The sequence below is a fragment of the Methylophilus sp. DMC14 genome, assembly GCF_056314085.1.
Genome location: NZ_JBQUZA010000003.1, coordinates 163,153 through 176,392 on the forward strand (window position 1 = coordinate 163,153; position 13,240 = coordinate 176,392).

The following is a 13,240-nucleotide window of genomic DNA, read 5'->3' on the forward strand; positions in this document are numbered from 1 at the left end:
TCCACTCACGATAATTCCTACGCACTGCAATCCCCATTCAAATAGGCGAGCTCAATATCGGTGAAGCCGGCAAGCTTGCGTGCTGCAAGATTGAAGGGTGGGCGCAGTTTAGGCGCATGGTATTGTTGGCGCAATTGTTCAAAGGTATCCACCAGGTCGAGCTGGCGTTGATCACACAAATAGCCAAACCAGCGGTTGCCGATGGCGACATGGCCGATTTCATCGCGCAGGATAATATCGAGGATGGCGGCGGCGGCCTGGTCGCCAGCTTGTAACAGTTTTTGCTTGAGCGGTGGGGTGGCATCCAGGCCACGGGCTTCCATGGTGCGTGGAACGAGCGCCATGCGGGCCAGGACATCGGCCTGGGTTTTTTCGACCATCTCCCACAGGCTGTTGTGACCATCAAAGTCGCCGTAATCAAAGCCCAGCTGCTGCAGATGTTGGCGCAGTAGCGAAAAATGATAAGCCTCTTCTTTGGCCACTTGCAGCCAGTCGCGGTAATACGCTTCAGGCATGTCGGCAAAGCGCCAGACCGCATCCAGCGCCAGGTTGATGGCATTAAATTCGATATGCGCCAATGCATGAATTAAGGCGGCGCGGCCTTCGGCCGTGTTCATGGCTCGGCGCTGCACTTTGGCCGGTGCCACTAAGGCCGGGCGCTCAGGCCGGCCGGGAATACTCTGGTCGTCTGCGGATAATGCCTGCTGTGGCCGGATTTTCAGCGCGCCAGTGAGGCAGGCTTGCCACAGGGCAGCGACCTCAAGACATTTTTGTTGCGGGTCCCTTAGGGTCAGGGTTTGCAGGGCGCGGGTTCTCAGGCAGTCGTTCGTCATAGCGTTCGAATTTTACCGTGAATTGGCTGCCAATGTGACCACTGACAGGATGTGCCAGCCCCGGAGTGACTGTGATGCTGGCGTTATGATGTTCGGCAATTTCGGCCACGATAGCGAGCCCCAGGCCGCAGCCATTGCCCTGATTCGGGTCCAGCCGGTGAAAACGCTCAAAAACCAGGGTGGTTTGATCGGCAGGAATGCCAATGCCACTGTCTGCCACTTCCAGCACCAGAAATTTTCCCGCTTGCGATAATCGGATCTGCAACAGGCCTTGTTTGGGGGTGTATTGAATGGCGTTTTCCAGCAGGTTGTTTAAGAGTTCAGAGAGCATGAGCGCATCGCCCAGCACCTGATCCTGCTGGGTTTCAATCATGACATCGAGCTCTAACTGTTTGTTACTGGCTGGCCCAATCCAGCGCGCACATTCATCTGAAATGATTTTGGTGAGTGACACCGGCTGAAATTGCAGTTGCGAAACAGCGGCATCGGTTCTGGCCATGGTCAGTAGCCGCTGTATCAGGTGTGACAAGCGGGTGGTGCTGCGCAGCATGTAATTAAGCGGCTCTTGAATGGCCTCAGGCGGCTGGCTGCGCAAGGCCAGTTCAGCCTGGGTTTGCAGCCCGGCAATCGGTGTGCGCAACTGGTGAGAGGCATCGGCAATAAATTGCTGCTGCTGTTGCAAGCCTGCCTTGACCCGTGCGAGCAGCGCATTCATCGCTTGCAGCAAGGGTTGCAGTTCGTTTGGCGTCGCTTGCGTATCCAGCGCGCTCAGGTCACGGTAAGAGCGTTGGTGCAAAGATTCCCTGAGGTCTTGCAAGGGTTTGAGGGCAAAATAAATACCCAATTCAATCACAATGGCAGCCAACAACATCATAAGCACTTGCGGCAACAGCATTTCTTCGACCATTTCGGCCACCATGGCGTCCCGTTTGCCCGTGGTCTCGGCCATGCTGATCAGAATGTTGCGCGCATTGGCCGCCTCGCTCTCTGGCAGGCCAAAGGTTACGGCGCGGATCGCTTCGCCCTTGTAGTGGCTGTTATAGTAAACCTGCTGGTTGCCTGCAGGCAGTTGCTTGGGTAAGGGTAAATGCGCTTCGCCAAACACCAGTTTACCCTTGGGGTCGCTGATCTTGATGTAAATGTGATCGCCTTCGTTATAGCTGAGCAAATGGCTGGCGACCTCGGGGATCTCAATTTTGACTTGATTGTGGCTGTCAATAATCACCTCATCTGCCAGCGCGAGCACGGTCCGCAACAAGGCCTGGTCGTAGGCCTGTGTGGCGTAGAGCAGGGCGCGCGAGTAAGACAAGGCGGCAGAAACGCCCAGCACAACCAGCATGGGCAGTAACAGCCACAAGCGTAGCTGGCTTTTGAGTGAAAGCGGGGGCATCATGGTCTGCTCACCCTTTAGGACTGCGCATGTTGTTCGGCTTCCAGCATATAGCCCAAGCCACGCACTGTGCGGATATTGGCGCCACTGGGCTCAATTTTTTTGCGCAGACGATGGATATACACTTCAATGGCATTATCGCCCAGTGTTTCATCCCAGTTGCATAACGATTCCATGATTTGCTCTTTGGCAATGATTTTACCCATGCGCATCATCAAGGTTTCTAGCAAATGCAGTTCGCGTGCAGACAGGGTGACTGGTTGGTCATTGATGGTCGCCAGTTTGTTGGCGACATCCAGTTTCAAGTTGCCGCATTGCAGTGGCAGGTTATTGCCCAGCTTGCTGCGGCGGATCAGGGCACGCACCCGCGCTTCGAGTTCTTCAAGATGGAACGGCTTGGTGAGAAAGTCATCGGCGCCGACATCGAGTGCTTGTACACGTGTCGCAACATCTTCTCGTGCCGTTAAAATGAGGACGGCAATCGGGTTGGCTTGCTGGCGCAGGTGCGACAATATCGTCATCCCGTCCATGGTGGGCAAGCCTAAATCCAGAATTACCAAATCATATACATCATCATTAATCGCCCGTAAGGCTTGCTTGCCGTCTGTCACATGGTCCACGGCATATTCCGCTTGCGTCAATGCACGTACCAGACCGTTTGCAATCACCAAATCATCTTCCACTATTAATAGACGCATTGCTTTCACCTGCTGGTTTGAATACGCTCAGTTTACCTCAATGCAAGCTGGATTGAATGGTTGTAAGCTTGGTGCAAGGCGCGCGTAAGTTAGCTGTAAGGCCCGAGGCGTATCGTGTGAATCGTTGACAGCGCAGAAGTCAAGACGCTGACCAAGAAATACTAAGGATCAACGGGGTGGAACCTTATAAGGAGTGATCATGGAAAAACGCATGTTACTGATCATAGGAATGTCAGGATATTTACTTTCGATGCCCGTGTGGGCGGGGACAAATCCCTCACCACATGATCAGGTAGAAATGCAAAGGCATCTGAAAGTCGCCAAACACGCTGGTGCGCAGCCAGCGGTCAGTTCCCAAAAGGAGATTGACAAAAAAACTGCGCAAACCAAGTAACTGTGAAGTTGCCTAAGCGCGCTGAATTCCCTGCAGCGACGTTTAGGCAATCAGCGGTTTCGTGTGTATCCTCTCACTTTAACCACGCTCTGCGTGGTTTTTTTTTGCCTGTTGCAAGCCACAAAAATGCCAGGCCATGGCCTGGCATCCCTGCTGATTAGCGCAAAGGCAGAATATCCAGTACGCCTGCTTTCATATCCGGAACCAGCAGATGATGGTCATCCTGGCTAAGCGCGATGTCGGCTGCAGATTGGTAACCTTGTTTGATCAAGGTGACTTTATGTTGTGCATCCACCTTGAAAATCTTGCCGGACTTCCAGTCGCTGACATAAATCGTACCATTGGCCTGCCTGACCAGGCCATCGCCGCCGCCAAATCCGCGTGCCACCTCTTGCAGTGATTTGCCTGCCAGGTCGTAGCTGTATAGCACCCCCGAGGTAAAGTCGACCAACAGCAAGTGTTCGCCTTTGGCATCGGCCAGCAAACCATTTGGCGCCAAAATGCGCTCATCAATCTTGCCATCCAGCAGCAGGGTCACCTGGCGTTGCGGGGTCACTTTGTAAACGGCACCACCTTTTCCTGTGCCCAAAATGTCGCCGCTATCGCTGATATACAGATTGCCATTGGCATCCGCCGCCAGGTCATTCAGAAATTGCGGCGGCTGGGTGAACTCGTTGGCAGACAAAAATACCTCAGCGGTTGCGCCTGGCTGGTTCAGTGCAACACGCAGTACACGGGTTTTGTCAGCAATATACAAATCATTGCCAATAATGACCAAGCCTTTGGGATCATCCAGCCCTTGTACCAGAATGGAGGATTGGCCATGGTCCAGTACACGGATTTGCCCGTCGCCATCCTGGCCAAAGCCATTGATTTCTGACACATAAATTTTGCCATCGGCCGCTTGTACGACGGACTCGGGCGTCAGCAGACCTTTAACCGGCTCCAGAGGTTGCGCATGGCTGGTTAGGCTGGTCAGGGTTAGGCTGCTGGCCAACAGCCATTGCATCCATGACGGTGTGTTCGAGATAAATGATTGCATATTTTCTTTCTAGAACAGGGCTTTAGGTTGTGACAGCGTATCAATGCTGTTGCACAAGGCTTGGTAGGTTTGAACGGGCGCGGCTACGACAGAGAGCTCATAAGCCGGGTTTTGCTGGATTTTCTGGATCACTTGCTCAAATGCCTGCTGGTAGGACTGGCGGGCAAAGTTCTCTACATTGTAGGTCAGCCAGCCACGCGACTGGCCTTCGCCTTTCACCGTCATCAGTGGTTTGCCTAGCGCGCTATCCGCAGCCGGGGTGTTATAAACTCTGGCCGTGATCTCGCTGTAAAACACGCCAGTTTGCGGGTTATAAAACATATTGGGTTCGATCACGACCAATGCCTGGCCTTGTGCTTCGGCTTGGCAGCTGGATGTGGTGTAATGTTGTGCCTGAAAGCTGTTCAAGCCAACCGACTCTGCAATTTCAGCGCGATTGTGCCAGTAAACTAAATAGGGGTTGAGCAAACGCACCGGATGCTGGTAAAAAGACTCTGGCACCTGAATGACCAATGAAGGCTGGGCACCGGCCTGGGTAACAGGCGTCAAAGCCAGGCACAGGGCGCCGCTTAAGTACGTTAAAAGACGTTTCATTTCAATCTCCTCAAACAATTCACCCAGACCAGAACGGGTCTGTGGCATAAATCTTTTATTGCAGCGTTTTCTCACGGATACGGTAAATCCAGCCGGTCAGGTCATCACTCACATACAGCCAGCCATCCGTGCCGACGATCACGTCTACCGGTCGGCCCCAAGCCTGATTGTCTTGCAGCCAACCCTCAATGAATGGGACGGTTGCGACAGGTTGTTGGTTCCTGAATTGTACACGCAGCAAGGCGTAGCCGCTGGGCTGTTTGCGGTTCCATGAACCGTGCAGCGCGACAATGGCATCCTCACGCATTTCTGCGGGAAGCTTGCTGTGCTGCAAAAAAGTGATGCCTATCGGTGTGCTGTGGGCGGGGAGTAGCAGGGCGGGCGCCTGCGATTGTTGGCAGGTTCCTGCGGCGCCTGGCATATTTGGGTCTGCAAAAAGCTTGCCCGCCTGTGCCGGATCGCCCCAGCAATAGGGCCAGCCATAAGATTGGCCGCCTTCAATCCGGTTCAAGTGCTCAGGTGGCAGGTCATCATCAACGGCGCCATGAGCATGGCTGCTGCGATTGTCGGCACCATTGTTAGTGGCAAACAGCGCGCCTGTTTGTGGATGCCAGGTGAACCCCTGCGTGTTACGCAGTCCAGTCGCCCAGACCGCGCTTTGGGCATGCCAGCCCACCGTGACTAGCGCACCGGCAGGGCGGCCATCTGCGGTAAAGCGCAGTAATGTTGCGCGTAGCGGGTTGTCTTCCACACAGACATTACAGCTGGAGCCCACGTTGACAAAGACATAGCCATCTGGCGACACCTTGACCGTTTTGAGGGCGTGGCCGCCACTGGGCAAGTTGCGGATAAAAGGTTGTGGCGGCCCCCAATGGCTGTCTTGCCAGGGCAATTTCACCACGCCGGTTTGCTCCGCAACCAGCAGGTCTTTTCCTAGCAGGGTGAGGCCTTGCGGAGCATTGAGTCCTTGTGCAATCACCTCGGCATGACCCGCTTGGTCTAGCCTCAGAATACGGCCAGTGTCCGCCAGACTCACCAGTAACTGACCTTGCGGATCCAGCGCCAGCATGCGAGGCATGCCCCAGGCGCTCACATCACTAAAGCGCTCAATTTGCAGTCCGGCAGGCGCCTTTAGATTGCGCAGGGCGTCTGTCGCCAGAGGTTGCGCGGTGGCAGTATGCAAACCGGTTGCAATGCCCAGGCTAATCAGCATCAGGCCAGCCAACAGTGACCGCTGTTCTCTGACAGCACTGAGCGTGGCAGTCATCATGTCAGCGTATCTGCCCAGATATTCTGCGCCCAGGCCTGGGCATATTCCCCTTCCTGCACGCTGGCCTTGGCTGAAACGCCGCCGCCCTCTGCAGACACCATGCTTTTCTTAACAGGGTCATAACGATAAACATTGGCGACATGCATGGCCTGCTGGTCATCCACAAAGCTGTAGCAGGTATTGGCAAACACCGGTAGTGGATTGGGCGCGTGACCGCTTTGCATGGCGATGATGGCTGCGGCACACACCTTTGCATGTGAGGTCGCCATATGGGCGGATTTGGGCAAGCCAGCAGAAATACTGTCACCGATAATATGCACGTCCGGTTGCAGCGAAGAGGCATAGGTGACAAAGTCTACCTCACACCAGCGCTGATCCACATTGACCAGCCCGGCCACTTGCGCAACCTTGCCTGCCAGCTGCGGCGGGATGACATTCAGGACATCGGCCTTGACCGATTCAAAGTCGGTTTTGACTGTTTTGCTCACCGGATCCAGCTGCAGAATGGTACTGTTGTTGTGGTACTCAATCAGGTCTTTATACACCCCCTGAAAACTCTGCAAAAACAAGCCTTTTTTCGACACGATGTCGGCATTGGCATCCAGAATAACGACTTTGCTACGCGGTTTGTGTTGTTTGAAGTAATGCGCCACCTGGCAAGCGCGCTCATAGGGGCCGGGCGGGCAGCGATAAGGGCCGGGTGGGATGGTCATCACAAATATGCCGCCATCCGGCATCTGCTCCAGTTGCTGCCGTAATTGCAAAGTTTGCAGGCCGGCTTTCCAGGCATGAGGGATGTCGGTCACTGGCGTGGTCATGCCGGTGATGCTTGCGTAATTGAAATCAACGCCGGGGGCCAGAATCAGGCGGTCATAATGCAGATGACCGCGCGTCAGCTGTACTTGCTTGTTGGCCAGATCAACACTGGTGACCGTGTCTTGTACCCAGTCGATGCCATGCTGCTTGCGTGACAACGCATAGCTAAAACTCAAATCGTCCAGTGTGCGGCTGCCACCCAAGACCAGATTGCTTTGCGGGCAGGAAATAAACTGTGGATTCGGTTCGATCACAGTGACTTTAAGATTGCCCATGCTCCAGTCGCGTAAATATTTGGCGGCCGTGAGCCCTGCAAAGCCTGCACCAACCACGACGACATGGCCAAGCGGTGGTTTGCTCGCGCGTGCAAACGCAGGCAGACCATAAAAGGCCAGACCGCCATAGACGATGGAACGCATAAATTGTCTGCGGCCATTGGTGGCCATGGGTGCTTGTTCAAATGCGGCGGTCATTACTGTCTCCCCAAAAAAGATTGCTTGGGCAAGGCGGGAGGCGTCTGTCTGGGTTGTTTTGCAAAATAGGCCGCCAAGTCCGCAATCTCTTCTGTTGTGAGTCCTTTGGCATGATGGTGCATCACCGTCGCGCTGACCGAGCCGTCTTTAAAGCCCTGCATGCGCTGGATAAAATAGGCTTGATTGAGCGCAGCCAGTGTCGCTGTGCCGCCCAGGCTGTTGCCGGCCGGGCCATGGCAGGCGGCACAAGATGCTGCCAGCGTTCGGATCGCCTGCGGGTCTTGCGCATGCGCGCCGAGGCTGGCGCAGGCAAGATAAATAAATAACACACTGCTGGATAATGACTTCATGTAACCCCCGTCACACATGATGAGTTTGAGCCCACATTATTCTGAATGGTCATGGCGATGTGAGTGACTGCGGTTACACAGCGGGTGCCGCGATCGCCGATACTGCCGCATGACCCGAAACAAAAAAACGGCCATGAAACTCATGACCGTTTTTATCAACACCCCCTCGCCAGTTCGAGGATTAGAAGCATTTTTCTTCCTGGCAGCCATCATCTTTGGTGCCTAACTGGGTCAGTAAATCTACCATTTTCTGGTTATTTTCTTCTCTGAAGTAACGAATTAGCGAAACATCGCCTTTGAGTTTCTTGTTTACATCTGCGCCTGCAGAGGCCAGATATTTCATGGTTTCAGTATCGCCAATAAATGCGGCCATATGAAATGCAGTATTGCGGCTGGCCGGATGCACATAGTTCAGATCCGCCCCTTTGGAAACCAGGTATTTCACCACATCCAGCTTGCCTTTGGATGCGGACATTTGCAGGGGTTCCCAGGCAAAGAACTTCTGGTTGACCAATGAAGGGTCAGCTTCGACAAACTTTTTCACGACTTTGATATTGCCACCCGTCAGCGCCTCGGTAAACTCCATATATTCATCATCGGTCAATGCAAACGCTTGCAAGGCAAATGACAGTGAACACAAGGCCAGTAAAAACTTAATTGATTTCATAATCTCTCCAAACACCTGATTTTCATTTTTTAAAAATAACCACTTTTTGGGCCTCGTGAAGTCGCCGGTAAGGGCCGGTCGACTCCGCTTAACCTACAAACTTGCGTGCGTTTCTAAACATGCGCATCCAGGGACCATCTTCCTGCCAGCCATCTGGCCGCCAGGAATGCTGTACCGCTCTAAACACACGTTCAGGATGTGGCATCATGATGCTGAAACGACCATCTTGCGTAGTAAACCCGGTCAAGCCCTGAGGCGAACCATTCGGGTTAAACGGGTAAACTTCGGTCGCTTGCGCAGCATGGTCCACATAACGCACGGTTGCCAGTTGCTGTTGTAGCACACTTGTGACCGCGCCCGCATCAGTAAATTCCGTAAACCCTTCGCCATGTGCCACAGCAATCGGCATGCGGCTGCCTGCCATGCCGTCAAAGAAGATAGACGGCGAGCTCAGAATCTCGACCAGGGCAACGCGTGCTTCAAACTGTTCGGACTTGTTGCGCACAAAGTGCGGCCAGTGCGCGGCGCCTGGAATAATGCTGTGCAGGTTGCTCATCATCTGGCAACCATTACAGACGCCCAGTGCAAAGGTGTCTGCACGGTTAAAGAAGGCGCTAAATTCATCGCGTGCCCGCGCGTTGAACAGGATGGACTTGGCCCAGCCTTCGCCTGCACCAAGTACGTCCCCATAAGAGAAGCCACCGCAAGCCACCAAGCCTGCGAAATCCTTGAGTGCCACACGGCCGCTGATGATGTCGCTCATATGCACATCGACGCTGTTAAAACCTGCGCGGTCAAACGCAGCCGCCATTTCGGTCTGGCCGTTGACACCTTGCTCACGCAAAATCGCCATGTTGGGGCGTTTGCCGGTGTTGATATATGGTGCCGCAATATTGTCGTTGAGGTCAAAAGTCAGCTGCGCATGCAAACCGGCATCGTCGGCATTCAGGATGCGGTCATATTCCTGCTGGGCACAGGCCGGGTTATCACGCAGGCTCTGCATGCGGTAAGTGGTTTCAGACCACATGCGGTGCAGGTCGATGCGTGATGCCTGGTAGCGTGCCTGTTTAAGCGCGATGACAATGTCCTGGCCGGCAGTGACGTGGCCGATGGCGTGCACACAGTCACCCAACTGCTGTTGCAATTGCTGGACGATGGTTGCCGTATCGCTGGCGCGCACTTGCAGTACCGCCCCCAATTCTTCGTTAAACAGCAGGGCAATGTTGTCGCCAGCCAGGGCGCTGAGGTCAAGATTGAGGCCACAATGACCGGCAAACGCCATTTCTGCCAGTGTGACAAACAGGCCACCATCTGAGCGGTCATGATAAGCCAGTAGTTTGCCTTCGTGATTCAGTTGCTGGATCGCGGCAAAAAATGCTTTCAGTTGTGCCGGTTGGTCGACATCGGGCACGCTGTTGCCTAACTGTTGATAGACTTGAGCCAAAGCCGAGCCGCCCATGCGGTTTTTGCCATTGCCCAGGTCGATCAGGATCAGCTGACTGTCGCCGAGATCAGTGCGCAGTTGCGGCGTCAGGGTTTTACGCACATCTGGCGTGTTGGCAAAGGCAGAAATTACCAGTGAGATGGGGGCTGTGACTGCTTTGTTTTCACCTTGATCTTGCCAGACCGTTTTCATACTCATGGAGTCTTTGCCGACCGGGATGCTGATGCCGAGCGCCGGACATAATTCCATGCCCACGGTTTTCACGGTGGCATACAGCGCAGCATCTTCACCGGCATGACCGGCAGGCGCCATCCAGTTAGCGGACAGCTTGAGGTTACCAATGTCACTGATTGCAGCAGCGGCAATGTTGGTGATGGCTTCACCAATGGCCATGCGGCCGGAAGCCGGTGCATCGATCAGCGCCAAGGGCGCCTTTTCACCGATAGCAAATGCTTCGCCGATATTGGTTTCAAAGCCGGCACAGGTCACCGCCACGTTGCTGACGGGCACTTGCCACGGGCCGACCATTTGATCGCGGGCGATGAGGCCGGTCACGCTACGGTCACCAATGGTAATCAGGAAGGTTTTATCTGCCACACCTGGTAAGCGCAGTACACGCGACACGGCATCATGCAATACCACGTTGCCGGTATCAAACGCTGGCAGCGTCTTATTCACGGATTTGACATCACGCAGCATTTTGGGGGGTTTGCCCAGCAGCACAGATAGGTCCATATCCACCGGCTTGTTGTCAAAATGACGGTCTTCCACCGTCAGATGACGTTCTTCCGTGGTGACGCCGACGACGGCAAACGGACAACGTTCGCGCTCACAAATTGCTTCAAATAAGGGCAACTGGTCTTGCGTGACGGCGAGCACATAGCGCTCTTGCGCTTCGTTGCTCCACAGTTCGCGCGGACTCATGCCAGGCTCTTCATTATGCACGTCACGCAACTGGAACACGGCGCCGACTTTGGCATCATTGACCAGCTCAGGGAAGGCGTTGGAAATACCACCGGCACCCACGTCGTGTATGCTCAAAATCGGGTTGTTATCGCCCATTTGCCAGCAACGATCAATCACCTCTTGCGCACGGCGTTGCAACTCCGGGTTGCCGCGTTGCACAGAGTCAAAGTCCAGGTTTTCCGTGTTGGCGCCGGTATCCATACTGGAGGCCGCGCCACCACCCAGGCCAATCAACATGGCCGGGCCGCCCAGCTGAATCAGGGCTGAGCCGGGGGGAATGCTGTTTTTATGACTGTGGCTGTCAGAGATATTGCCGACCCCACCCGCCAGCATGATCGGCTTGTGATACCCACGCATTTCGCGCTTGCCATCGGCAGCAGGCGTTTCGAGTTCAAAGGTACGGAAGTAACCGGCAATATTGGGGCGGCCAAATTCGTTGTTATAAGCAGCCCCGCCTAAAGGACCGTCTATCATGATTTGCAACGGGCTGGCGATACGGCTAGGTTTGCCGTAATTGGTTTCCCAAGGCTGTTTAAAGTCAGGCAGGTTCAGGTTGGAGACCGAGAAGCCGGTCAAGCCTGCTTTCGGCTTAGAGCCTATGCCGGTGGCGCCTTCATCACGGATTTCACCGCCTGCCCCAGTCGCAGCCCCGGCAAAGGGTGAAATGGCAGTGGGGTGGTTATGCGTTTCCACCTTCATCAGGTAATGCATGTCGTCTTCGACAAACTGGTAGCTGTGATCGGCTGCCGGATAAAAACGCTTGGTTTTCTGGCCTTGTACAATCGAGCTGTTGTCAGAGTAGGCAACCACGGTGTTGCCAGGATTGAGTTTGTGCGTGTTGCGGATCATGTTGAACAGCGACAGCTCTTGCTGTACGCCATCAATCACCCAGTCGGCATTGAAAATCTTGTGGCGGCAATGCTCGGAGTTCGCTTGCGCAAACATCATGAGCTCGACATCGGTCGGGTTGCGGCCCATTTTGCGGTAGTTTTCCAGCAGGTAATCCACCTCGTCTGGCGACAAGGCTAAACCCATCTCGCTATTGGCAGCTTCAAGCGCCGCTTTGCCGCCAGCTAAAATATCCACACTGGATAAAGGTTTAGGGTCGGCATGGTGGTAGAGTTTTTCTGCATCCGCCAGCTGGTAGACCACCGTTTCTGTCATGCGGTCCTGGATGGCGGTGCGCAAGGCTTGCTTCTCGGCTTCGGTCAATGCCTGGCCGTTCGCAGTTGTCACGTAATAGGCAATGCCGCGCTCCAGACGCAGCAGATGACCCAGGCCACAGTTATGTGCAATATCCGTCGCGCGTGAGGCCCAGGGCGAAATCGTGCCTATCCTCGGAATCACCAGCAGCAATTCGCCTGTCGGGGACTCGATATCCGTGTGCGGTCCGTAAGTCAGAATCTGGCGCAGGGTGTCTTGCTCGCTCACGCTCAAGGCGGACTCGCTAAACGCAAAGTGCACGAATTCGGTGTAAATATGGGCGATATTCGGTGCGCTGGCTTTGAGGGCGCGATACAGTTTATCGAGACGGAATTGAGAGAGGGCGGCGCTGCCGCGCAGGCTAAGGAATTGCGCTTGACTAGACATGAGGCGGTTGGATTTTTCAATGAAAATTCAAACCGCCATTTTAACAGAAAGCGCGTCTGATATCGAATGCGCCTAAGCGCCTGCCCAAATAAAAACAGCAACCATGCGGTTGCTGTTTGACTGACTGCGGGGACGATGAAAAATTAGTCTTTGCCGATTTCGTAGACTTCTTCTTCGGTTTCACCAATTTTGCCGGTCACTGCATCGACTTCGACTTCGATTTCCTTGCCGTTGGCTTGCTTGATATCAAATTCGTAGACAGGGTTGCCGTTTTCCAGCTCATATTCGATGCTTTCCACGTCACCTGGATATTTGTCCAGCGCAGTTTTCTTGGCTTGTTCCATCGTCACTTTGGCTTTGGATTTGAATTCGTCGCTGTTAGGGTCAACATCCACTTCTTCTTCAAATACCTTGCCAGTTTTGGCTTCACATTCTACTTCCCATTCTTTGCCATCTGTGCCGACAATGTCGAACTCATAAATGGCACCACGGCCTTTTTCAATCTCGGCTTCCAGTGAGACGACTTTGCCCGGATGTTTGGCCAATGCGGCTTTCATGCATTTTTCCATCGGGCCATTATGGCTGTGGTTGTTAGCCTGTGCAGACAGGCTGAATAAAGCGGCAACGGCTGCAATCACTAAAGACTTGTTCATGGGTAGAGTCTCCTTATTTTTAAGTGGAAGATTCACTTTAACATAGATTATATTTTCCTG

At 54.0% G+C, this 13,240-nt stretch carries 12 protein-coding genes; 1 reads left to right on the forward strand and 11 read right to left on the reverse strand.

What is annotated here, in order from left to right:
* Nucleotides 1-17: 17 nt before the first annotated feature.
* The 3 genes from ACT53C_RS07685 to ACT53C_RS07695 are packed head-to-tail and all read right to left on the reverse strand — an operon-like array spanning nucleotide 18 to nucleotide 2,921.
* On the reverse strand, nucleotides 18-833 hold the full coding sequence (locus ACT53C_RS07685; protein ID WP_476145464.1) for a ferritin-like domain-containing protein: 816 nt from the start codon (nucleotides 831-833) through the stop codon (nucleotides 18-20).
* Nucleotides 760-2,226, reverse strand: coding sequence for a sensor histidine kinase (locus ACT53C_RS07690; RefSeq protein WP_313986525.1), 1,467 nt, complete (start codon nucleotides 2,224-2,226; stop codon nucleotides 760-762). The genes ACT53C_RS07685 and ACT53C_RS07690 overlap by 74 nt, the downstream gene beginning before the upstream one ends.
* A gap of 14 nt (nucleotides 2,227-2,240) precedes the next feature.
* Nucleotides 2,241-2,921, reverse strand: coding sequence for a response regulator (locus ACT53C_RS07695; RefSeq protein WP_476145465.1), 681 nt, complete (start codon nucleotides 2,919-2,921; stop codon nucleotides 2,241-2,243).
* 199 nt (nucleotides 2,922-3,120) lie between these two features.
* Between ACT53C_RS07695 and ACT53C_RS07700 the strand changes: the two genes are divergently transcribed.
* A complete protein-coding gene (locus ACT53C_RS07700; protein ID WP_476145466.1) occupies nucleotides 3,121-3,315 on the forward strand; it encodes a hypothetical protein in 195 nt (64 codons plus the stop codon).
* A 157-nt stretch (nucleotides 3,316-3,472) separates the two neighbouring features.
* On the opposite strand, the gene ACT53C_RS07705 is transcribed toward ACT53C_RS07700, so the two are convergent.
* The 8 genes from ACT53C_RS07705 to ACT53C_RS07740 all read right to left on the reverse strand — a co-directional run bounded on the left by ACT53C_RS07705 (nucleotide 3,473) and on the right by ACT53C_RS07740 (nucleotide 13,180).
* Nucleotides 3,473-4,357 (reverse strand): SMP-30/gluconolactonase/LRE family protein, encoded by an 885-nt coding sequence (locus tag ACT53C_RS07705; protein ID WP_476145467.1) that lies wholly within the window; start codon nucleotides 4,355-4,357, stop codon nucleotides 3,473-3,475.
* 9 nt (nucleotides 4,358-4,366) lie between these two features.
* Nucleotides 4,367-4,951: a hypothetical protein gene (locus tag ACT53C_RS07710; protein WP_476145468.1), complete on the reverse strand. Its 585-nt coding sequence runs from the start codon at nucleotides 4,949-4,951 to the stop codon at nucleotides 4,367-4,369.
* Nucleotides 4,952-5,006: 55 nt separating this feature from the next.
* Nucleotides 5,007-6,221: a PQQ-dependent sugar dehydrogenase gene (locus tag ACT53C_RS07715; RefSeq protein WP_476145469.1), complete on the reverse strand. Its 1,215-nt coding sequence runs from the start codon at nucleotides 6,219-6,221 to the stop codon at nucleotides 5,007-5,009.
* On the reverse strand, nucleotides 6,218-7,510 hold the full coding sequence (locus ACT53C_RS07720) for an FCSD flavin-binding domain-containing protein (RefSeq protein WP_476145470.1): 1,293 nt from the start codon (nucleotides 7,508-7,510) through the stop codon (nucleotides 6,218-6,220). Before ACT53C_RS07720 ends, ACT53C_RS07715 begins: the two co-directional genes overlap by 4 nt.
* Nucleotides 7,510-7,860 (reverse strand): c-type cytochrome, encoded by a 351-nt coding sequence (locus ACT53C_RS07725; protein ID WP_476145471.1) that lies wholly within the window; start codon nucleotides 7,858-7,860, stop codon nucleotides 7,510-7,512. Before ACT53C_RS07725 ends, ACT53C_RS07720 begins: the two co-directional genes overlap by 1 nt.
* A gap of 181 nt (nucleotides 7,861-8,041) precedes the next feature.
* A complete protein-coding gene (locus tag ACT53C_RS07730; protein WP_194748297.1) occupies nucleotides 8,042-8,527 on the reverse strand; it encodes an ankyrin repeat domain-containing protein in 486 nt (161 codons plus the stop codon).
* 88 nt (nucleotides 8,528-8,615) lie between these two features.
* Nucleotides 8,616-12,527 carry a phosphoribosylformylglycinamidine synthase gene (gene purL / locus ACT53C_RS07735; protein WP_476145472.1) on the reverse strand — a complete coding sequence of 1,304 codons (3,912 nt, stop codon included), beginning with the start codon at nucleotides 12,525-12,527 and terminating at the stop codon, nucleotides 8,616-8,618.
* Nucleotides 12,528-12,670: 143 nt separating this feature from the next.
* The gene (locus ACT53C_RS07740; RefSeq protein ID WP_275355973.1) at nucleotides 12,671-13,180 is read right to left on the reverse strand and encodes a PepSY domain-containing protein; all 510 of its coding nucleotides are present in this window, start codon (nucleotides 13,178-13,180) and stop codon (nucleotides 12,671-12,673) included.
* Between the last annotated feature and the right edge of the window lie 60 nt (nucleotides 13,181-13,240).